The following is a 21081-nucleotide window of genomic DNA, read 5'->3' as shown; positions in this document are numbered from 1 at the left end:
TAAAACAATTAGTAAAGCATGATTTGTACTAGTTATCTAGGACAGCCCCAAAATAAATGCCTGTCTGAAAAATAAATGCCTGTTGTTTCAGACAGGCATTTATTTTTCAGACAGAGGCACACTACCGGATTAGCGAAATTTCCGCTTTTCAGCTAAAATGCCGACTGATTCCAAAATCGTTTTAGCGGCCCGCTACCCACAGGTTGTTAAGAAGCTACTCGTTTTTAACAATAACAACATGATTGTTCCAACATAGGAAACGGAAATGACCCAAGAAACCGCTTTGGGCGCAGCATTGAAAACTGCCGTGCAAACCATGAGCAAAAAGAAACAAACTGATATGATTGCCGATCATATCTACGGAAAATACGATGTGTTCAAACGTTTCAAACCGCTGGCCGTCGGAATCGACCAAGATTTAGCAGCGGCGATGCCACAATATGATCCGTCGCTGATTGCCCGTGTACTGGCCAACCACTGCCGCCGCCCGCGCTATTTGAAAGCATTGGCCAAAGGCGGAAAACGTTTTGATTTGAACAATCGTTTCAAAGGCGAAGTAACGCCCGAAGAACAGCAAATTGCCGCCCAAAACCCTGCCGTAAAAGAATCTCTTGAACGACTGGCTGCAAAAAAAGCGGAGTCTGCCGAAAAAGCCGAGCAAAATAACCAAGAACAAAACGTAGATGTATCGGTTCAAGGCAGCGAAACAGCAAAATAATACTGATATTCAATCGAAGGTAACCTTACAAAAATCATAAAGAATCCTGTTCTCAACCGTATGATTTGTAAAGTTGCCGATTTAATCCATTTTGGCGTTCATATGTAAAATAGTGCAACACGTTACGATGCCATCTTTCATTTCTTTCTTATCACTATGTTTTCTACCGTAGAAAAATACAGCGGCCCTGCAAAAATCATATTAGGCTTGATTGCCGTTACCTTTATCGGTTTCGGCGCCAATACTGTCGTTTCGGGCGGTTCGTCAAATTACCTTGTCGAAATCGGCGACCAAAAAATCAGCGAGGAACAGGTCAACCAGTTTCTGCGCAATATGCAGCAAAACGGCAATTCGGGCGCTACGCAAACAAGCGTATTTCAAGGTCTATTGCAACGCGCATACTTGACCGAAGGTGCCCGCATGATGGGCATCAGTGTGTCGATGGAATCTCTGAAAAGGCAAATTGCCAACGCACCGATATTTCAAGAAAACGGCAAATTCAGCCAGGCTAAATTTAATGACTATTTAAAACAATCCGGCCTAACGGAAGACCGTTTAGTTGAAGAAGAACGCACCTCTATGGCCTTGGCCAATCTGGAAAACCTAGGGCGAGATGGCATTATCATCAGCGATGCGCAGGCTAAGCAACTTATCGGATTAGTCCAATCTACACGACGGGTTCGCATGTCGGTCATTAATCCGGAGGCCTTCTTCAACAAAGTGAGCGTTGATGACGCAGCGCTAAAAAGTTACTACGAATCCAATAAAAAAAATTATGAGTTGCCGCTGGCGGTAAAATTCCAATATATTGCCTTAACGCCTCAGGATCTTGCCGCCAAGCAAACTGTTACCGAAGACGAACTGAAAGCTGCTTTCCAGCAATCTGCCAACGAGGGGAAATCGCGCCGTTCCGTGCAGCATATCTTAATCCCTTTGGGCAATACGGAAGCCGAGCAAAAGGCCAATCGGGAGCTGGCGTCAAAAGTAGCGGCAGAGGCTAAAGCCAATCCCGGCAAATTCACCGAATTGGCGCAAAAATATTCTGCCGACGAAGCTACTGCTGCCAAAGGCGGCGACTTAGGTTTTATACAAAAAAGCGGTCAATTGCCAAAAGCTTTTGAAGATGCCGCATTTGCCATGCAGAAAGGCCAAGTCAGCGATCCGGTAGCAGCCGAATACGGTTATCACATTATCAAACTTAATGATATCCGTGAAAAACCGAATTTTGAACAGGATCGCGCTTTACTTGAAGCAGAAATCAAACTGAAAAAAGCGCAACAGGCCTTCCCGAAAGCACGCGAACAATTGGAAACTTTGGCTTTCGAAAATCCGAACGATTTAGCTAAAGTAGCGGAAAAGCTGGGAATAAAACTTCATTCCGTCGACCAATGGATAAACAAAGCCGAAGCCGAACGCGAAACCCAAAATATGGGCTCTCCCCAGATGGCCGCGGCATTATTCAGTGACGAAGCTTTAAAGAATAAGCATAATTCAGAACCGATTGCCATGAGTAACGGGGCGCTTGCTGTCGTTCGGGTAACCGATGTGCGCCAGCAGACAACAGAATCTTTTGATGCCGTGAAAGAACAAGTCAAATCTGCCTATATTGCAGAAAATGCCAGAAAGCTTGCTTTGGATAAAGCGAAACAAACTTTGGCTGACTTAAAAACAGGTGAAAAAACCGATATTCAATGGTCGCCCGTTCAGAAGCTAGACCGTGCCAATGCGGGCCGAATCTTCGCTCCGGAGGATGTGGCCGCTTTGCTGAAAGCAAAACCTCAAAAAGACAAGCCGTCTTATTTGCTGGCCGAAAACCTGCCGCAGCCCGTATTGATTGAAGTTCAAGCAATCGAAGCGCCTGAAAACGTAGATGAGCAATTGCTCCAAGCACGCACTGCTTTGGCTCAGAGTATGAATGCCGATGTATTTGAAGCGCTGATGCGTTACCTTCAACATGAAATCAAACAAAAGCAAGGCTCTCAAAAGTTGGATAAGAGCGAGCAAGATGCACCTTGATTTTTGTAAAGACAATGCCTGTCTGAAAGTCAGCTCATAACATATAACCGGCATTAAGCTTATTCATGAAAGCTTAATGCCGGTTATTCTTTATCTTAACTTCTAACATAGCCGCCGTTGCTGAATGCACAGAACGCCGTTATCCGCTTACGTCTGAAACATGGCGTTTCACACTGTATTCCATAGCCTTGCCGGGATGTAACGTTGCAGAAACATAGCCGTTGGCAGGATTTCGTATGTAATCCAAATAATCCTGCATAGACGGCTGAAAGCCTGCCACATCATCAACAGCAATAACCGCGCCATCTGCCAAACGAGGTTCCAAAATTTGAAATACCGGATAAACAAGGTTCGGCCACCCATCTAACAAAACAAAGTCTGGCGCAATATCAAGTTCTTGCAGCGTTTGCAATGCATCGCCTTCGCGCAACTCAATAAAGTCAGACAACCCCGCTTCAGCAAAATGGCGGCGCGCTGCTTCCGCTTTATGTGGCAAATATTCGCATGTAATTACCTTGCCGCCATTACGTTTAGCCGCTGCCGCAAGATAAAGCGTAGATATCCCGTAGGAAGTTCCGAACTCAACAATATTTCGAGCGCCGGTTGCCATCGCCTGCATATAGAGAAAAGCCCCTTGCCGCGGATCAATAGGAATGTATTTGTCCTCATAAAAGCATTCGTTTTCATCGCGCCAATTAATGCCTTTACCCATAAGATGAAAAATTTTAGGCAGAAAGTGCAAAAAAATACGGCCGCTTTGCTTGAGCGTTTCTTCATAAAGACGCCACAACGTAGCTTCCGCTTGCAGTTCATGTAGAAAAGCAAACATTTCCGGCTTTAATTTTGCCATGCGAGACTCCTACAATGATTCAAACCATACTTGGTTAAGCCAGCTTAACTTATGACTCTTGAATTATCAACCTATATAAGCAATCTTATTCTAATAATTAAGATTCATTCAGCAATATTATTGAACAATAAACACAGATTAAAGAATCTAATATTCCAACCCTTCTAAAAAACATACCGGGCTTCATCGCCTCATGCAAACTAACGCCCATAAAAAAACCGTACTATTCCACCCTATGGAATTTCCGGTTTATCCGCTCTATTTTCAGACAGGCATTTTAAGCAAAGCAATCTATTTCAGAAAATGCCCTAATTTTTCCGCCTTCGTACTTAAATAATTTTCATTTTCTGCATTTTCACCCACTTGCAACGGCACCCGCTCAACCACTTGAATTCCCGCGCGTTCCAAAACCGAAATCTTCTGCGGATTATTCGTTAACAATCTGATGCTTTTAACGCCCAAATGAGCGAATATATCTCGTGCCAAAGTAAAATCACGGGCATCTATCGGCAGCCCCAAGGCTACGTTTGCTTCCACCGTATCCATACCCTGATCTTGCAAATGATACGCGCGAATTTTATTAATCAGGCCGATGCCGCGGCCTTCTTGCCTCAAATACACGATTACTCCGCGCCCGGCACTTTGCACCGCCTGCATCGCCGCTTCCAGTTGCGGCCCGCAATCGCATTTTATTGAAAACAAAGCATCGCCGGTCAAGCATTCCGAATGTATGCGGGCTAGCACGGCCTCTCCGTCTCCCAAATCCCCCATTACCAAGGCCGCATGCTCCTGCCCCTCTGCTTCCTCAAAGCCATACATCGTAAACACGCCCCATTGGGTCGGCAAACGGCAAGATGCTACAAACTTGAGCTTCTCCACAATCACGCCCCCTCTTCTGCCGCATCACTCGCACCGAACACGACCTGCATTGGCTCAGCCAAAGCCAGCGCCAGCCCAACCCACAAGGCCTGTTCTGTTTCATCAAACGCATGTTTCGATTCAGCCTCCACATGCAACACGCCCAACACGCGCCCGTTCAATAAACAGATAGGCAACGACATTTGACTTTGGCTTCGGTTGTGATGGGCGCCTTTCAACTCTGCCATTTCCAGCCACTTCGCCACATCATCGGCAATATTAAGCCAACCGGTTTGAGCCGACCGAACAGCCAAGTAAGACCAAGTATTCTCATCGTCCACCGCCATCCGCTGCTCCATAACCGTCCCTTGTTGCGCCAAACGCAACAAAAAAGGCTCTTTACCCTGCATCAGCCCGTAAACCGCCGCACTTTTGGCTTCAGAGCGCTCAAATATCGAATCCAGCGCCATAAAAATCTGCCTCAAGGCTGCTTCATTCGATTCGTTTTGATCAATGTGCTCCGACAATACCGCCTCTTCATTGGCATACCACAACACATTACGTTCCATCGCCGCTTGGCCTGAAGCCATTACGGCCTGCGCCACCATTTTCGCCACAAGCACTTCGTCTGCAGGCAGTTTCAGGCCCTGTGTTTTCAGATAATCCCGCACCGCTAAATCGTTAGACATACTTTTCCTCTTGATTATTTATATATACTTAAGCTATTGACCAACCAATAAAAAACCGCCCGAATCTCAACGCGAACGGTTTCAGCATATTATTTAAAATCAGCGCTCATTATAGCTTTTTCAATGCCTGTCTGAAAAAATATTTCAGACAGGCATTTCCATTTTTCCTGTTTATCCGTATAATTGCTCGCTCATTTCTAGCGGACGTGGCGAAATTGGTAGACGCACCAGATTTAGGTTCTGGCGCCGAGAGGTGTGAGAGTTCGAGTCTCTCCGTCCGCACCACCCAACCCCTTACAGGGGTTATTTTTTTATTTAATGCCGTCTAATACCGTAAACCAAACCCAAGTAAAAAAAGGCCTTCCGCCTGATTCATCCTTTTCCTGTCGTTTAACTCCATCTAATACCGCATAATAAAAACAACCTAAAAATGTTGGTGCTTTTGTTGGTTCATGGCAAAATCCCCTCAAAAGCACCAACACTATCAGCGCAAAACCGCGCCATACAAAGCCTTGAGCAAATCTCTTTGAAACACAAAAAGCACCAACACCATCATGCCGCTAAACGATTTACAGATTAAGCGCACCAAAGCCTCCGAAAAGAAACAGACACTTTCAGACGGCGGAGGCCTTGCTTTGGTTATCAATCCCGCTACGCGCGGCGGAACAAAATATTTTGTTTACAACTACCGTTTCAACGGCAAACAGCAAACATTACGGTTTGGTAAGTATCCAGATATTTCTTTAGCCGAAGCAAGACTAAAGCACCAACAGGCTCGTAACGATTTAGCCAACGGCATTAACCCCAGCACGGCCAAACAGGAAGCAAAGCAAGCCCGCAAAGTAGCCGAACAGAACACCTTTTCAGCCATTGCTTGCCGCTGGCACACCGATAACCTGCACCGCTGGAAGCCCGATCATGCAAAGCGCGTTTTGCGGTATTTTGAAACAGACATTTTCCCCTATATCGGCGCAATGCCGATTAATGAAATTCGCGTCAACCACATTAAAGAGCTAATCAGCCTGAAAGCAAGCGGCGGCACTGTAGAAACCGCCGAGAAATTGCGGCAATGGATAGGCGCGGTATTCAAATACGGCGCAATGCTTGAAATTAACGAGAACAACCCTGCCGCTGTATTGACTAGATTTTTACCGAAGCGCGAAGCCGCGCACATGGCCGCCTTGCCCGAAACTGAGCTTGTAGAGTTTTTCCGCCGTTTGATATTGGCTGACATCAAACCACAAAACCGCATTTGCATTTTACTGATTATGCTTTGCTTTGCACGCAATACCGAGATACGCGGCGGCGAGTGGAACGAAATCGACCGAGAGAACAAAATATGGACAATCCCAGCCCACCGCATGAAACGCCCACGCCTACACGTCATACCGCTGGCCGATTGGACGCTTGAACTGCTGTCCGAGCTGAATACTATAACAGGCAGCGGGCGGTTTATGTTCCCGAGCCGTCAAAGCGCAAACAGCTACATCAGCGAAAACACCGCAAGCAAAATCATCAACAACATGGGCTACAAAGGCGTAGCCACGCCACACGGTTTTCGCAGCTTGGCAAGCAGCATATTGAACGAACAAGGCTTTAACCCTGACGCGATAGAGCGGCAATTAGCCCACATCGAAGAGAACCGAATCAGAGCCGCCTACAACCGCGCCGACTATATGGACGAGCGACGCAAAATGATGGCTTGGTATGCCGACTTTTTGCGAGAGCGGTACGAACAGGCCAAAGCCTTGATTGACGCAGGGTAACGAGAAGAGGCCGTCTGCAAATACAAACACTGGCCCACCGATGATATTTTTGTTGCATTTAGTAAATCTTATTGCGCATTATCAGTCTTTAATTTACTATTTGTATATACAAATCATATTACCTTGCTATGTTATACATATCTGAAGCAATAAGGGCGAAGCTGCTTACCAGACATCAAGTAAGCGAAAATGAAATAACAGAAGCCTTCAGCAACAAAGAAAAAGGCCTGCTGGAAGACAGCAGGGCGGAAAACCAAACCATACCGCCTACCTTATGGTTTATCGCAGAGACCAATAGAGGCAGGCGGCTGAAAATAGTATTTATTCACGACAGCCGGAACAATCGCATTATTTTAAAAACAGCGTATGAGCCCAACAGTGAAGAAATCCGTATTTATAATAAATTTGCATAAGGAAAGACATCATGGAAACCGAAAAATTTTACGAAGACTTGGCACAATGGGAAAGCCGAGAACTTGGCGCAGATGAAACCTTTGCAAGAAAATCAGCCGTTACAGGCGAAGAAATGGATGCGGCTTTAGGCCTGAAACCTATTTCGATACGGCTACAACAAGGCATGATTGACGACTTGAAAGCCATTGCTGCTTTACATGGCATCGGCTATCAGCCTTTGATTAAGCAGATTTTGGCGCGGTTTATCGAGAGTGAGCAGAAAATGTTGGCAAACGAACTAATCCGCAGCACACTTGAAGAGCGGGAAAAGCAACAACAAGTAAAAACACACGCCGCATAATCACGAGCCGCCACAAAGCCCCTTAATGCCGTCTAAAACCGCCCCGCTACAGGGCGGTTTTCTGTTGTGAATTTATGGTTTCGCCAATGGATATTCATTCTTCCGAAATGCCAGCCGATGAGCGGGCTTTTTTCATACCTGTCAATATCCGTATCATCTAACAACGTCTGATACAGTATAATGAATAGCAACATTAAAGCAGGGAATTTAACCAGCACACCAACCGCGTACAGCGACAGGCAGAAAAACCCCCGTAATCATTACCAACATGGGTAAGCCCGCACATGTACTCTTGAGCTATGGCGAAGCAGGAGTAGTAGATTGTTATCGTATGCTAAGGTTAAACGCGCATGCACCCTTGAGCTATGCCGACTATAAAAAGCTGATCCGCAAGCCGTCTAAAAGCCTGTTTGATTGGTTTGCACAGGCCGCCTGCACATTCCCGACAAAGCACCGGAAAACGATTCATGGATAGCGGCAAATACAGCACCGCTTGATTTTGGTAACACGCAACACGGCCGATTTTAAACAAACGGGGCGCAACTGCGTAACCTGTTTAAGGTCGTCTGAAAGATTGGATTTAAGAAATGGGATTTATTGCCGACACTCTTAAGGCAGAGCATGATAAATATATCTTGCTGAATGACATTGTTCTTTTTGTACAGTCGCTGGATACAGAAACACCGAGCCTTGCCGATACGGCAAAATATTTATTGCGGAAATATGAAGAACATCGATTAGATATACCTTTTGAGTATGTTGATGAGAATCCTTTCGAAAAAGACATGACGGAGCGGTTTGTTCCGACAAAAACAAAAGACGGGAAGCCTTTCTTTCATTTTTTAAGATTTGTGGCGACATACGACTGTTTTGATTATGGCTGTAGTGATGATAATCCCAACTGGACAGAATACAATGATTATCAAAATATATACTTGGGGAAAGAGGCAGTTAATGCTTTTCTTAAAGAATCTGGACTGCCTGAATTAAATCAACCGACCCCGATACAGTCAAAACCCGATACCGCAGCAGCCCGTGCCAAAATAGACGAATTGAAAGCAGAGATTGAAAGACTGAAAGACAAGAACCAACAGCTGGAAGCTGAAAACCAAAATCTGACAGGGATAAAAAAACAAATCGACGACCGCACCGCATTGTTGAATATCGTTTACGCCTTGAAAGTAACTTTGACGGATAAGGGCACATTTAACAACCAAGCCGCTGTTATTGATTATCTAAGCAACGAATTTAGCAGCTATGGCCTATCTGAAAGTAATTTGCGCGCCAAATTTGCGGAAGCGAACCAAACAAAAAAATCTAATTAGATTTTTCGCAATCCAACAAGAAAACTGATTAGATTAAAAAAAATCTAATTGTACTGAAGCCGCCCTACGAGGGCGGTATCTTTTTGCCTGTAATCCAACAACGCCCAACAGGGCAGAAAGGTAAGCAATGAAGCCAGCCAACGAAACCATTTACCGCCCCAAACAGGCCGCCGCCGCATTGGGTATCTCACTGGCTACCCTTTGGTACAGGCTAGACCCGAAAAACCGCCGCTTTGACCCTGATATGCCACGCCCGTTTAAATTGTCCGAGCGGGCAGTAGGATTCAAAGCAAGCGAAATCAGCGCCTACATTAATCGACTGGCAGAGCATCGCATTTAACAGGGGGAGAAACACCATGCAAAAAGAAACCGCCCGAAACACACAAGACATTTCAGACGGCCACACACAGAGCCGCCATTCTACACCACCATCACAAAACGAGCGCATTTTGGCCGTGTTGAAATCAGGCAGAACGCTGACCGCTTACGACATGCACCAAATGGGCATTATGGGATGCAATGCCCGCATTCACGAATTGCGGCTGTCGGGGCACAACATTACCTGCACAATGGAAAACATCAAAAACCAATACGGACAGACCGTAAAGCGCGGGCGTTACCGGCTGATACAGGGAAAGGACTCAGTATGAAAACTTTATCATTGGATTATCAAGGCTTGGCTGTCTCTGCCACGCATGAGGCATGGTTTAACGCTACCCAGATAGCAGCCATGTTCGGCAGGCGGCCTATCGACTGGTTACGACTGCCCGAAACCGAGCGCTACATTCAAGCCCTTTGCAAACGCGAAGCGGGAAAACAAGGTAAAAGCGAAGTGAGAAAATCCCACTTCGTCAAAACCAAGAAAGGCGGCGATTTATCGCAGCCTGAAATACAAGGCACTTGGCTGCACCCCAAGCTAGCTGTAGCCTTTGCCCGCTGGTGTGATATTGATTTTGCCCTATGGTGCGACAAACAAATAGAAACTCTGATTGCCAACGGTAAAGACTGGCACACAGCGCGGGCTGAAAGCAAATTAGGTTTTCAGGTCATGGCGGAAATTATACAGAGCACCCGCCAAGCCGAAGGCAAAGACGCCAAGTCCTATCACTACAGTAATGAAGCCCTATTGTGCAATGCTGCTTTAACAGGGCAATTCAAGCCAATAGAACGCGATCGCTTAGATAAGGCAGCCCTTACCATGTTGATACGTTTGGAAGCCCGCAATGCCGCTTTAATCGGGCAAGGCTTGTCTTATGAGAAGCGCAAGGCATTATTATTTGAACGTGCGGCAGACGAACGGGCAAAGTTTCAGGCAGCCATAGCATAAAAGCCCTGAATTTGCGTTTTAAGCGCGTTTTGGTATTGGAAATAGGTAGCAAGGACAAAACGGAGAAATACCGTCAAACGCCGTTTTTGCTCCCTTGCCGCCCGCTAAAAGCCATGCTGCAAAACTTGGCAAATGTTCGGTTTTGTCATACTGGCCGAACGGCGGTAGCCCGAAACACCCGCCTAAACAGCCTTTTGCACGACAGGAAATTGGGAATTTTCAGAGCATTACGCGTACGCGCACGAGTAAAAAACGCTATCAGACGGTATCAGGCGGCAAATACGTCAAATTAATCCGCTTACTTTTCAGAGAATTGCGTTTTTTACCGCACAAACCCTTTGACATAACGAGCCTTGAGAATTAAATTTTAGGTTCTCTCTCAAAAAACACCAATGCCCAAATCAGCAGGGTAAACGCTGATTTTTTATCGCCATTCTTTCAGACGGCCTGAACGTATTTTGTACATTCAGGAAGTATCAAGCTATGGCGGTGTCTGCCAACCGCAAGGCGCAGGCTGGTGTCATTGGTACCAGAGAGAGCACCGCCCCCTAACGGGCATTCTCAAATCTCAAGAACCAATGGAGCCAATCATGGCAAATTCAAATCTTCAAAACCAATCCTTCAAAACTATTGATACCGCCACTCTATCGGGTATTAGCGGAACCTTGTTCAGCCTGCACGAATTTTCCCGACATGCCGGACAAATGGCTGCCGTAGCCTCTACCCTGCTAGAAAATGGAGACTGCCATAACGCATTGGTACTACTACGAATTATTGCCGAACAATCGGAGCAACCCGCGGTATGGGACGCTGATTCTCTGGCTTCTGATATTTTCAACATGCTAGGTAAAACTAGAGGAGAATAATCATGAATCAGCAGAATCATCACACCGCAAAACTCAACACCAGATTTTATGCCTGCCTCCCTGATGTGCTTAGCAACTATCATGTTTTGTCCAATATGGAAAACCTTAGTGAGAAAGATAAATGGCGCCTCCAGCTTAGCATAGATGGCTCTATCGTTACGCTCGGCAATATTTTAGAAACTGCGGGCAGATTGGTAGAGGCCCATAACCATGTTGACACAATCAACCGTATCGAATCTGAAGACATTAACCGCTTTATATTGGACTTAAACACCACTGTTGGCGGCTTGATGGTTGCATTATCAGAAATATACAGCGACTTATCGTGTTGCGAAAAAGCATCTGAATAATCCCCCTTGAAAACAACATCTGCCCGGTGCGTCGAAACCCACCGGTCGGATAGTTGCAGCCTTACGTTTCTGATTTCAACGGGAGAATCAAACATGTATAAGCCTGATTTAAACACAGTCAAAACATTAGCGCATGGCCGTTGGACTGATATTCATGCTGCGTTAGGTTTGCCACGCAACCTACTCGATACCCACAAACACCAGCCTTGCCCTTACTGCGGGGGTAAAGACCGTTTCAGATATACCGACTATCAAGGCAACGGCGGCTTTATCTGCAATCAATGCACACCACAAGGCGGAAGCGGTTTTGATTTGCTCATGCTGGTGTTTGGTTACACCTTTACGGAATCTGTAAATCAAGTGGCCTCATTGCTTGGCTTAATACCGGCCCAACAAAATCAGCCTGAAAAGATTGCCTCCAACATACCGCCTAAAACGAGCACAGAACGCGCCCAAGACCATCAAGCCGCCTTAACCTTACTTTGGGATAAAAGCGTGCCTGTAAGTGATTCTGACGCAGTTACAGCCTATTTACGCAGCAGGGGGTTATTTGTGCAGGCGGGTATTTCATCAATGCTACGCTTTCAACCTGAAGCCCCCTACTGGGTACAGATTACAGACAGCGGATTGAAATGTATCGGTCATTTTCCCGCCATGATTGCTGCCGTTTTCAGCTTAGACGGCCAACTGCAAGGCCTGCATCTGACTTATCTCAAAGCTGCCCGTTCAACGTTCAGGGCTAAGAATCTACCAGCAAACACGTTTGCAAAGTTGAATATTCGACACCCTGAAACAGGGCAACCGTTGCCTGCTAAGAAAATGCGCAGCCGCTTGCCGGGCAGCCTAATAGGAAACGCGGTGCAATTATTCCCCATAGACCAACAAGGCCGCCTGATTGTGGCTGAAGGGATAGAAACTGCTATTGCCGCTCATGAGCTATTCGGGTTGCCTGCATGGGCCTGTTTAAGCGCAAACGGCTTGAAAACGTTTCTCTTCCCTGATTGCCTGAAAGAACTGCTAATTGTTGCCGATCATGACGAGCCACGCCCTATTGGTTATGAAGCAGCCCATGCTTTAGCAATCCGTGCCATTAAAGCGGGTATTAAAACGCGCATCTGGCAACCCGACTATGCAGGCGATGCATTAGACGAACTGAACCGCAGACAACGCCCTGCTTATCAAATTGAGCAGCAACTCAAATTAGGAAAACAACTATGACAAACACCAGCAATCCAGCCTTTGAGCGCATTAATTTATCCGATGTAGAAACCTTTACCGTAAAACCTCGTTTCACTTGCACAGATAAAGGCGTGTTTTATATCGGCGTAAAAACCGCAGACGGAGAAAGTATGGAAGCCGAACCATTAAGGCTGGCAGACACAATAGACATTATCGGTAGCGGAACAGATGCTGCGGGCAATTACTACCGTGTGATTCAATATCGGGATAAATTCACACAGCAAAAAAGGATTGATGTCATTCCATCGGCGGAAATTGGCAGCCATTCATGTTGGCAACGTTTGCAGTCATGGGGAATTACCATTCTTTCAGGCCGTATTAAGCGCGAACGTTTGGCAGATTATTTGCAAACGGAAGGAAGCAAGGAACGATACAGCATAACTGACAAGGCAGGTTGGCATGATGGCGCATATATCCTGCCTAATGGAGAAGTGATTCAGCCTGACACCTGCACGGCCAAGATTATTTATAACGGCGATAAAAGCCACGGAGCTGCTTATACCGCATCAGGCAGCCTTGCAGAATGGCAACACAATATAGCCCGTTATGCTGCGGGGAACAGCCGTATATGCCTCGCACTAGGCACAGCCTTTGCCGCTCCCCTACTCTCTCTACTCAATGCTGAATCAGGCGGTTTTCATTTATACGGCGACAGCTCCGACGGCAAAACAACAGCGGCAAAGATTGCTTTAAGCGTATGGGGGCGTCCATCGGAAAGCCTGATTACATGGCAAGGCACAGGCTTGGCATTTTCCAATACGGCAGCAGCCCGCAATGATGGGTTGCTGGTGCTGGACGAAATCGGACAGGCAGCCCCTAAAGTAATCAGCAGCACTGTTTACGGCATTATGAACGGCATCAACAAAGCACAAGGAGCCAAGGAAGGAGGTAATCGCCACCAAAGCCGATGGCGTGTGTTGGTATTGAGCACTGGGGAAAAAACACCTGATTCGATACTGAATGGCATTTCAGACTGGCACGCAGGACAGGCTACCCGCTTACCATCTATTCCCGCAATAGCGCAGCACGGTATCTACGACACTCTGCACGACTTCAAGAATGGGGCTTTACTATCAGAGCATTTACAACAAGCAACAGAACAGACCTATGGAGAAGCAGGCTGCGCTTTTATCCGTCTGATTGATTCAGACACACCGGCAAAGGCACTGGAACGTATAGATGCATTTATGCAGACCATGCCCGAATTATCCGGCCAAGCCCGCAGAGTAGCGAAACGCTTCGCCATGATAGCCGCCGCCTTAGAACTAGCAGCACCTATAACAGGCTTGCCTGTTGGTGTCGGTATGGACGGAATCAAGCACTGTTTTAACACATGGCTGGCACGCAACGGATCAGGAAAGCAGGAAGATATGCAGATAATCAAACAGGCAACGGATTTTATGCAGTTGCACGGCGATTCTCAACGATTTACTTCATGGTCAATAGACGGAACACAACACAACCATGCAGGATATAGAAAGCGTGCTGATAAGGCAGAGCATGACGAATTTTGGATTATTCCAGCAGTATTTGAAAATGAAATTGCCAAGAGCTTTGATACAGAAAAAGCGTGCACCGTGCTTCACGCTGTAAACTGGTTGAAAAGGAATAATTCAGGCAGTCGATGGCGACATCAAAGATACGGGAAAGGCAGGTTCTATGTTTTGGTAGGCATAGAGCCACCGGAAAATAACTAACCACACACCAGCCGCCTAAATCAGGCGGTTTTTTATTGCATTCAGGTTTATAACTTTCTTTGATTGTTTCTTATTGGGAAACTATCAAGCAAAAAAAAAATACTCCATTGTTTCCAATTTTCCAGAAAACACTTATGCGCGTATCTGTTTTTTAGCGGTTATAGCGGTTATGCAATTAAAAACACCCCTGAAAGCCTTTATTCATGGGCTTCTTTGCATAACCGCTTAACATAAATTTACCGGTTATGCTGCGGTTATGCCGGTTATATCTTTTTAATCAAATAATTATAATGTAAAGACAATAATCATAACCGCACATAACCAGTAGGGAAATTGTGTGCGGTTATGCGAAAAGCCTTTATCCATGAGGGTTACAGCGATTCATAACCGCATAACCGCCATAACCGCAGGTTTTTTTATATATATACGCTTTTTTCAACACCTGACCGACAAAACCGCCAGCCATACGGCCAAACCGCCGCAAACGGCGGGGAAAATCCGAAACCGCAGCCGAACCGATGGCACCGCACCACGACCACAGAGCAGAAAACGAACCGCCGCGCGGCTAAGTAACGCAAAAGCCACAAACCACCCCAAGAAAGCGCATGACTTCATTAAAATGTTGGTGCTTTTGTTGGTGCTTTAGTTTTTATAAAATTTTATTTACTTTATAAACAATAATTTAATAGTTTAGTTTGAGTCTCTCCGTCGCCCCAGTCTCAAAGCGTTCATCAAAACCAATAAAGAGCTGCTGCTCATGCCCAGTGCCGCAATCCATGGCGTTACATAGCCCGCTGCCGCCAACGGCATCGCAACGATATTGTACAAGCTGGCCCATACTAAATTCTGCCGGATATTGGCACGGGTACGCACTGCCTGCATCAGCATTTCGGGTAACACGGCCATATCTTCATTTAAAAGTACCACATCGGCACCGTCACGCGCCACATCGGCGCCTCCCGCCACCGCCACAGATACGTCTGCCGCTGCCAGCACGGGCGCATCGTTGATGCCGTCGCCCACCATCAGCACCTTGCGGCCTTGTCGTTGCAAAGTTTGTACGTAAGCCAGTTTGTCTTCCGGCGTTGCTTCGGCATACGTATGGGTAATTTCAAGCTGCTTTGCCAACGCATTTACCGCTGCTTGTCTGTCGCCGCTCAGAATATGCGGCACGATACCCCGCTGCGTTAACCGCCCCAACATTTCAGGCACACCAGCCTTTACTTGATCTTTCAAGAAAAACAAAGCCTCGAATCCCTCTTGGTTTCCCAAAGCGATCAATGTGCCATCGTGCTCGATATTCCGGTATTCAACCGGCAAAGTTCCGGCTATTTCCGCAACAAACTCAAGACGGCCAATCGCCCAGATTTGTCGCTTACCCGAAATATTCAATACCGCACTCACGCCATGCCCCACGCGGTTGACCCGTTGCTCGCCGGTCATCTCAACAGGCGCTGTCACCGGCAGCTTCATAATTGCCCGTGCAATCGGGTGCTCAGACTGGCTTTCCAACATCTGCGCTGCCTGAACGACATGTTTGCCGCCCAACAATATGGTTTCGGCTACCCACAGATTACCTTCGGTCAACGTACCGGTTTTATCAAACACCACATCGGTTGCCTCCGCCAGAGCTTCCAGCGCATGACCGCGAGCCACCAGCACACCGCCTGCCGCCAATTTGCCCGTCGACACGGCCAAGGCGGTCGGCGTGGCCAGCGAAAGTGCGCACGGGCAAGTAATCACCAATAAAGAAACCGTTACCCATAATGCCTGATACACGTCGGCAAAATACCACCACACGGCAAACACCAGCACAGCAGCCAACAACATGCGGGAAACGAATTTCGCGGCATATTTATCGGCCAGCTCCGCCAAACGCGGTTTCTGCGACAAAGCCCTGTCGAGTAATTTCACAATGTGTGCCAAACGGGTACGGCTGCCGACTTCGTCGGCACGGATAACCAGCGGGCCGGTCGTGTTAAGCGTTCCCGCCGTTACTTGGTCGCCTTCATGTTTGGCTATCGGCAAACTCTCCCCCGTCAACATGGCCTCGTTGGCTTCGCTTTCGCCCAACAAAACTGTGCCGTCAACCGGAATCACTTCGCCCGCGCGCACCAATATCACATCGCCTTCCTTCAACTGCGCCACCGCCGCCTCTTGCACCGTTTCGGCAGGATAAGCAGGCAGTTTATGGCAGAAAGCAGGCACCAGCTTAACCAGTCGCTCGGCCGCGTCGCCCGCCTTGCGCCGCGCCGCCTGTTCCATAAAGCGCCCCAATAAAAGCAGGAAGGCAAACATCGCGATGCCTTCAAAATACATATTGTTTCGAGCGCCCGACAGCAACGCGTAAGTACTGCCTAAAAACGCCAGTAATATCGCCAGCGCCACCGGCGTATCCATGCCGGTACGGCGGTTTCTCACATCACGCAATGCGCCCTGATAAAACGGCACCGCGGAATAGAATATTACGGGCAGCACCATCAGAAATGCGCCCCAATGCAAAACTGTCAGGTATTGCGGCTCGATGTTGTCGTAAAGATAGGTCGGAATGGCGAACATCATGGTCTGCATCATGCACAAACCCGCCACGGCCAAGCGTGCCAGCGATTTTTTACGCTCCTTAATCGCCGTTTCTTCCACTTTCTGCGCATCATAAGGTGCGGCGGAATAGCCTGTATTCCGAATACGTAACAAAATATCCGAAAGCTTAACTCTGCGTTCATCCCATTTGACGCGCACCCTTTGCGTACTGTAATTCAATTCAACCGATACCACGCCGGCCAGTCGTAAAAGCTGTTGCTCAATCAACCACACGCAAGCCGCACAGGTAATGCCGCCGAGCATCAATACAGCCTCGCGCCCGTCTGCCGAATCCATTTCCACAAAATCAGCCTGCACTTCGGGCAAATCATACAATCGGAGCTGATCGAGCAGCTCTTGCGGCGGCAGATCCGCCTTTTGCGCCTCTGCCGTACGCTGCTTGTAATAATTGCCCAAGCCCGCATCAATGATGCTTTGCGCCACCGCTTGGCAGCCTGCGCAACAGGCGGGTTCTTCTTGGTTTTCATAATGGATGGGCAGATGAACATCCTCTGGCACGGGTAATCCGCAATGGAAACAGGATTGGGTCATGATAGACGTTTCAAGAATAGCATTAAGAAAATAGCCGTTTCATACGATAACGAAGTAGTAAATAAAGACAACATCAGCGATGCTTATCACAAGGCGGCCACCGTTACCTTGGTTAAGCCGCGCGCCACGCCTTGCGAATATCTGCGCGGGATATAAGCGCTCAGCTCGCCCTTTTGCACAACGGTTTCATAAGAACAAACCAAGCGCTCTTCTTCGTTAACGATTTCTGCATAATTTTCGCCAAACAAGGGGGAAATACGGGTAAACAGGCGCCATAAAATCCGGCTGCCTTCCGGCAAATCGAGTGCCGCCGCAATATGCGAATTGCCTTCATTACAACCGACATGATGTTTTTCAGGGATAAAATTCGGCCATGTTTCAGGAAAATCCGGCGCATCAAGAAAACCGAACAAGCGGTCATGAGCACACAGGCTTTGCTTCGCGTAAGGCCAAATATGCTCGCGCAAGAAAAACTGATCGGCAAAATGGCGCGATTCCAACGGATTTTTCAGATAGGCATCTATTTTCCCCCGCATATCCGGCACTGCGCCGGCAACCATACCCCACAAACCGGCCAGAATCAGCTCGGTATGCGTGCCCGCATCGCGCATCGTGTGAAACAGTTTACCTCCGGCCAACCATTTGTTTACCGCTTTGGCTTCCCGTTGTGAAATAACCGAATCGGCATCACGAAACACCACATAAGCAGCATTCTCATCATCCGCCGCCAGAAAACGCCACATCGTAGCCGGCCAGCTTTGCAGTGCTTCTTCAACCAAAACGGTTTCCGCGCCAAAGTGCTTCAACCGCGTTACGATTTGCTCCGGCACACTATCGTCGATATAAAAACAGCATACCCAACCCGGATAAACCGACGGGCAAAGTTCGGCGTTCATCACCGCCGTTTCGCAATAGGCCGAGCTGGCGCCGAACAGGGAAAACGAAATGATTTTTTTGCCATCCGGCTGCGGCACGATTGGCGGCAATACCACTTGCGTTTGGCCGTAAAGCTCGTCGCGCAGCTGCAAGGCGCGCAATCCGTAACGAGCGCAATTTTCCCAATCCGCCAAGCCATCATAAGCATGGGAAAGCGCATCATAAGCGTTGATGTGTTTAGCATCCAGCTTCAATGCCTGCTTGGCATATTTGATGCCTTCCGCCCACAAGCTGCTTTTGACCGCCATAGATGCGGCATCGCTCAAAGGCGCGATGGCTTTCGGTATCAGCTTGTGCGCCTTCAACGATTCCCGCATCGCAGCAGGAAAATCTCCGGCAGCCGAGCAGGCTTGAAACCGCGCGGAAATTTTGTCTAGCTGGTGCTGTATTTTCTGCTGTTGCGGGGTCAGACGCTGAGGTTTCATAAGGCTCTTTCGTTAAAGGATTCGAGGTTTTCAGACAGGCATTCGGGCTGAAATCAAAAGTGTACACTGCTTTTTTCAGACAGGCATTACACACCCAGATAGTTTTCACGGCTGCCCAACCATCTGTTTAAATGTGCCTGCACCACATCCGGTCGTTTGGCAATCAATTCCGGCGCAATATCGCGGGCTTGCTCTAAAAGACGCATGTCTTCTTGCAAATTGGCAAACCGCAACATGGGCACCCCGCTCTGCCGCGCGCCGAGAAACTCTCCCGGCCCCCGAATATTCAAATCCTGCCACGCGATTTCAAAACCGTCGGTATTTTCATAAATCACTTTCAATCGTGCTTTGGCCAATTCGCTCAACGGTTCGGCAAACAACAAAACGCAACTGCTGGCCGCCACCCCGCGGCCCACCCTGCCCCTCAATTGATGCAGCTGTGCTAAACCCATACGTTCGGCATGCTCGATAACCATCAGACTGGCATTGGGCACATCCACCCCAACTTCAATCACCGTTGTTGCCACCAATACGTGAATATTGCCTGAGGAAAATTCCGCCATAACGGCCGCTTTTTCCGCCGCCTTCATCCTGCCGTGCAGCAAGCCGATGTTCAGCGACGGCAATGCTTGCTGCAATTCAAGCTGCGTATCAACGGCGGTTTGTAATTGTAAAGTTTCGCTCTCTTCAATCAAAGGGCAAACCCAATAGGCCTGCTGCCCTTTTTCACATGTGCCGAGCACGAAGTTTTCCACTTCCGCGCGGCGGGCACTATTGACCAATCGGGTTTTGATGGGCGTGCGATTGGGTGGCAATTCATCGATAACCGACACGTCCAAATCGGCAAAAAAACTCATCGCCAGAGTACGCGGAATCGGCGTGGCCGACATCATCAGCTGATGCACGTCTTGCCCTTTGTTTTTTAACGCCAGCCGCTGCGCCACGCCGAATCGATGCTGCTCATCCACAATCACCAGCCCCAACTGCTCAAACTGTACGTCATCTTGAAACAGTGCATGGGTGCCGACTGCAATTTTGATTTCACCGCTTTCCAGCAAAGCCTTGGTTTGCTCCTTGCTTTTTTTCCGTCCGCCACCGGTCAACCAAGCCACGTCCAAACCCATAGGCTCGAACCATTGCTTGAATTTCGCATAATGCTGCTCGGCCAGAATTTCGGTTGGCGCCATAACCGCCACTTGATAACCCGCTTCAATCGCACTCAATGCCGACAAGGCCGCCACAATGGTTTTGCCACTACCGACGTCACCCTGCAACAAGCGGTGCATAGGATGGGGCTGCGCCATATCCTGCCTGATTTCGGCCAATACGCGCTGCTGGGCTCCGGTCAGCTCGAACGGCAACACCGAAAGCAAACGATTGCTCATGCTGCCATCGCCACATACGGGTTTCGCCCGCGCCTCAACCCGCTTCTGCCGAGCCAGCCGCATCGAAAGCTGTTGCGCCAACAATTCATCGAACTTCAACCGCTGCCAGGCCGGCAATGTGCCGTCGGAAAGATGAGTTACGCTGTATTCCGGCGGCGGCGCATGCAAAAGGCGCAAGCTCTCGGCCAGATGCGGTAATTTCAATTGCGCCAGCAATTCTTCGGGCAAGGTATCGTTGAGCGGAACGGCTTCCATAGCCGTTTGCACGATGCGGCGTAAAGTCGGTTGGTTCAAGCCGTTTACCGTCGGATAAACCGGCGTCAGGCTTTCGGCCAGCCCGCTGTTTTCCGCATCTCTGATTTTCGGATGAATCATTTCTTTGCCGAAAAAACCATGCTTGATTTCGCCCACCGCCCTAATCCGCCGCCCTTCGGCCACCTGCTTTTGCGTGCTGGCATAAAAATGGATAAACCGTAAAAACAATACCTGACCCGCATCGTCTCTCATCTGAACAACCAATTGCTTGCGCGGTTTAAACTGCACATCTTGCCGCACAACCGTTCCTTCAATCTGGCAAGGTACGCCGAAAGGAGCATCGGCAAGCGGCGTGATGTGCGTTTCGTCTTCGTAGCGTAACGGCAGATGCAACACCACATCCCACACGCTCTTCAAACCCAGCTTATCCAGCTTCTGGGCGGCGGTGTCTGTGATTTTGAGCAGTTTGCGGATTTCCGGTGTCATCAGGTAT

19 protein-coding genes and 1 tRNA gene are annotated in these 21081 nt (G+C 48.2%); 14 read left to right on the top strand and 6 right to left on the bottom strand.

From position 1 onward, the window contains the following. Positions 1 to 265 precede the first annotated feature (265 nt). Together Q4A84_RS03710 and Q4A84_RS03705 are read left to right on the top strand one after the other, a co-directional pair. Complete coding sequence (locus Q4A84_RS03710) at positions 266 to 718, top strand: ProQ/FINO family protein (protein WP_303087579.1); 453 nt, start codon at positions 266 to 268, stop codon at positions 716 to 718. 156 nt (positions 719 to 874) lie between these two features. Beyond that, positions 875 to 2734: a SurA N-terminal domain-containing protein gene (locus Q4A84_RS03705; RefSeq protein ID WP_303087578.1), complete on the top strand. Its 1860-nt coding sequence runs from the start codon at positions 875 to 877 to the stop codon at positions 2732 to 2734. Positions 2735 to 2873: 139 nt separating this feature from the next. Here the strand turns inward: Q4A84_RS03705 and Q4A84_RS03700 are convergent, their stop codons facing one another. From Q4A84_RS03700 to Q4A84_RS03690, 3 genes are all read right to left on the bottom strand, one after another. Continuing rightward, a complete protein-coding gene (locus tag Q4A84_RS03700; protein ID WP_303087577.1) occupies positions 2874 to 3584 on the bottom strand; it encodes an O-methyltransferase in 711 nt (236 codons plus the stop codon). A 291-nt stretch (positions 3585 to 3875) separates the two neighbouring features. After that, positions 3876 to 4466, bottom strand: a complete 591-nt coding sequence (ribA, locus tag Q4A84_RS03695) for a GTP cyclohydrolase II (protein WP_303087586.1) — start codon at positions 4464 to 4466, stop codon at positions 3876 to 3878. Continuing rightward, positions 4466 to 5131: a GAF domain-containing protein gene (locus tag Q4A84_RS03690; RefSeq protein WP_303087576.1), complete on the bottom strand. Its 666-nt coding sequence runs from the start codon at positions 5129 to 5131 to the stop codon at positions 4466 to 4468. The genes ribA and Q4A84_RS03690 overlap by 1 nt, the downstream gene beginning before the upstream one ends. Before the next feature lie 200 nt (positions 5132 to 5331). On the opposite strand from Q4A84_RS03690, the gene Q4A84_RS03685 reads away from it, so the two are divergent. From Q4A84_RS03685 to Q4A84_RS03630, 12 genes are all read left to right on the top strand, one after another. Beyond that, positions 5332 to 5416, top strand: a tRNA-Leu gene (locus tag Q4A84_RS03685). A 269-nt stretch (positions 5417 to 5685) separates the two neighbouring features. Beyond that, positions 5686 to 6897: an integrase arm-type DNA-binding domain-containing protein gene (locus Q4A84_RS03680; protein ID WP_303087575.1), complete on the top strand. Its 1212-nt coding sequence runs from the start codon at positions 5686 to 5688 to the stop codon at positions 6895 to 6897. Between the two features lie 424 nt (positions 6898 to 7321). Continuing rightward, entirely contained in the window at positions 7322 to 7651 is a 330-nt protein-coding gene (locus Q4A84_RS03675; protein ID WP_303087574.1) for a hypothetical protein, read from the top strand. 587 nt (positions 7652 to 8238) lie between these two features. Continuing rightward, complete coding sequence (locus Q4A84_RS03670; RefSeq protein WP_303087573.1) at positions 8239 to 8976, top strand: hypothetical protein; 738 nt, start codon at positions 8239 to 8241, stop codon at positions 8974 to 8976. A 127-nt stretch (positions 8977 to 9103) separates the two neighbouring features. Beyond that, positions 9104 to 9316, top strand: a complete 213-nt coding sequence (locus Q4A84_RS03665; protein ID WP_303087572.1) for an AlpA family transcriptional regulator — start codon at positions 9104 to 9106, stop codon at positions 9314 to 9316. A 16-nt stretch (positions 9317 to 9332) separates the two neighbouring features. Further along, positions 9333 to 9626, top strand: coding sequence for a helix-turn-helix domain-containing protein (locus tag Q4A84_RS03660; RefSeq protein WP_303087571.1), 294 nt, complete (start codon positions 9333 to 9335; stop codon positions 9624 to 9626). Next, complete coding sequence (locus tag Q4A84_RS03655) at positions 9623 to 10303, top strand: KilA-N domain-containing protein (protein ID WP_303087570.1); 681 nt, start codon at positions 9623 to 9625, stop codon at positions 10301 to 10303. The genes Q4A84_RS03660 and Q4A84_RS03655 overlap by 4 nt, the downstream gene beginning before the upstream one ends. 590 nt (positions 10304 to 10893) lie before the next feature. Next, a complete protein-coding gene (locus Q4A84_RS03650) occupies positions 10894 to 11169 on the top strand; it encodes a hypothetical protein (protein WP_303087569.1) in 276 nt (91 codons plus the stop codon). Between the two features lie 2 nt (positions 11170 to 11171). After that, positions 11172 to 11519: a hypothetical protein gene (locus Q4A84_RS03645; protein WP_303087568.1), complete on the top strand. Its 348-nt coding sequence runs from the start codon at positions 11172 to 11174 to the stop codon at positions 11517 to 11519. Positions 11520 to 11612: 93 nt separating this feature from the next. After that, positions 11613 to 12737: a toprim domain-containing protein gene (locus Q4A84_RS03640; protein WP_303087567.1), complete on the top strand. Its 1125-nt coding sequence runs from the start codon at positions 11613 to 11615 to the stop codon at positions 12735 to 12737. Beyond that, on the top strand, positions 12734 to 14455 hold the full coding sequence (locus Q4A84_RS03635) for a DUF927 domain-containing protein (RefSeq protein WP_303087566.1): 1722 nt from the start codon (positions 12734 to 12736) through the stop codon (positions 14453 to 14455). The genes Q4A84_RS03640 and Q4A84_RS03635 overlap by 4 nt, the downstream gene beginning before the upstream one ends. Positions 14456 to 14819: 364 nt before the next feature. Next, positions 14820 to 15101, top strand: a complete 282-nt coding sequence (locus Q4A84_RS03630; RefSeq protein ID WP_303087565.1) for a hypothetical protein — start codon at positions 14820 to 14822, stop codon at positions 15099 to 15101. A gap of 44 nt (positions 15102 to 15145) precedes the next feature. Here the strand turns inward: Q4A84_RS03630 and Q4A84_RS03625 are convergent, their stop codons facing one another. From Q4A84_RS03625 to recG, 3 genes are all read right to left on the bottom strand, one after another. Further along, a complete protein-coding gene (locus tag Q4A84_RS03625; RefSeq protein WP_303087564.1) occupies positions 15146 to 17587 on the bottom strand; it encodes a heavy metal translocating P-type ATPase in 2442 nt (813 codons plus the stop codon). Between the two features lie 86 nt (positions 17588 to 17673). Beyond that, complete coding sequence (locus Q4A84_RS03620) at positions 17674 to 18948, bottom strand: hypothetical protein (RefSeq protein ID WP_303087563.1); 1275 nt, start codon at positions 18946 to 18948, stop codon at positions 17674 to 17676. Positions 18949 to 19034: 86 nt separating this feature from the next. Beyond that, a complete protein-coding gene (recG, locus tag Q4A84_RS03615; protein WP_303087585.1) occupies positions 19035 to 21077 on the bottom strand; it encodes an ATP-dependent DNA helicase RecG in 2043 nt (680 codons plus the stop codon). Positions 21078 to 21081 lie beyond the last annotated feature (4 nt).

It is taken from the genome of Neisseria sp. (assembly GCF_030527965.1).
In the GTDB taxonomy this organism is placed as follows: domain Bacteria; phylum Pseudomonadota; class Gammaproteobacteria; order Burkholderiales; family Neisseriaceae; genus Neisseria.
This window is presented reverse-complemented; position numbering and strand designations above follow the sequence as displayed.

Bases quoted from the DNA above. Each gene is read 5' to 3' on its own strand.
- Q4A84_RS03710 (WP_303087579.1), top strand. From the start codon at position 266: ATGACCCAAGAAACCGCTTTGGGCGCAGCATTGAAAACTGCCGTGCAA.
- Q4A84_RS03705 (WP_303087578.1), top strand. From the start codon at position 875: ATGTTTTCTACCGTAGAAAAATACAGCGGCCCTGCAAAAATCATATTA.
- Q4A84_RS03700 (WP_303087577.1), bottom strand. From the start codon at position 3,584: ATGGCAAAATTAAAGCCGGAAATGTTTGCTTTTCTACATGAACTGCAA.
- Q4A84_RS03690 (WP_303087576.1), bottom strand. From the start codon at position 5,131: ATGTCTAACGATTTAGCGGTGCGGGATTATCTGAAAACACAGGGCCTG.
- Q4A84_RS03680 (WP_303087575.1), top strand. From the start codon at position 5,686: ATGCCGCTAAACGATTTACAGATTAAGCGCACCAAAGCCTCCGAAAAG.
- Q4A84_RS03675 (WP_303087574.1), top strand. From the start codon at position 7,322: ATGGAAACCGAAAAATTTTACGAAGACTTGGCACAATGGGAAAGCCGA.
- Q4A84_RS03670 (WP_303087573.1), top strand. From the start codon at position 8,239: ATGGGATTTATTGCCGACACTCTTAAGGCAGAGCATGATAAATATATC.
- Q4A84_RS03665 (WP_303087572.1), top strand. From the start codon at position 9,104: ATGAAGCCAGCCAACGAAACCATTTACCGCCCCAAACAGGCCGCCGCC.
- Q4A84_RS03660 (WP_303087571.1), top strand. From the start codon at position 9,333: ATGCAAAAAGAAACCGCCCGAAACACACAAGACATTTCAGACGGCCAC.
- Q4A84_RS03655 (WP_303087570.1), top strand. From the start codon at position 9,623: ATGAAAACTTTATCATTGGATTATCAAGGCTTGGCTGTCTCTGCCACG.
- Q4A84_RS03650 (WP_303087569.1), top strand. From the start codon at position 10,894: ATGGCAAATTCAAATCTTCAAAACCAATCCTTCAAAACTATTGATACC.
- Q4A84_RS03645 (WP_303087568.1), top strand. From the start codon at position 11,172: ATGAATCAGCAGAATCATCACACCGCAAAACTCAACACCAGATTTTAT.
- Q4A84_RS03640 (WP_303087567.1), top strand. From the start codon at position 11,613: ATGTATAAGCCTGATTTAAACACAGTCAAAACATTAGCGCATGGCCGT.
- Q4A84_RS03635 (WP_303087566.1), top strand. From the start codon at position 12,734: ATGACAAACACCAGCAATCCAGCCTTTGAGCGCATTAATTTATCCGAT.
- Q4A84_RS03630 (WP_303087565.1), top strand. From the start codon at position 14,820: ATGAGGGTTACAGCGATTCATAACCGCATAACCGCCATAACCGCAGGT.
- Q4A84_RS03625 (WP_303087564.1), bottom strand. From the start codon at position 17,587: ATGACCCAATCCTGTTTCCATTGCGGATTACCCGTGCCAGAGGATGTT.
- Q4A84_RS03620 (WP_303087563.1), bottom strand. From the start codon at position 18,948: ATGAAACCTCAGCGTCTGACCCCGCAACAGCAGAAAATACAGCACCAG.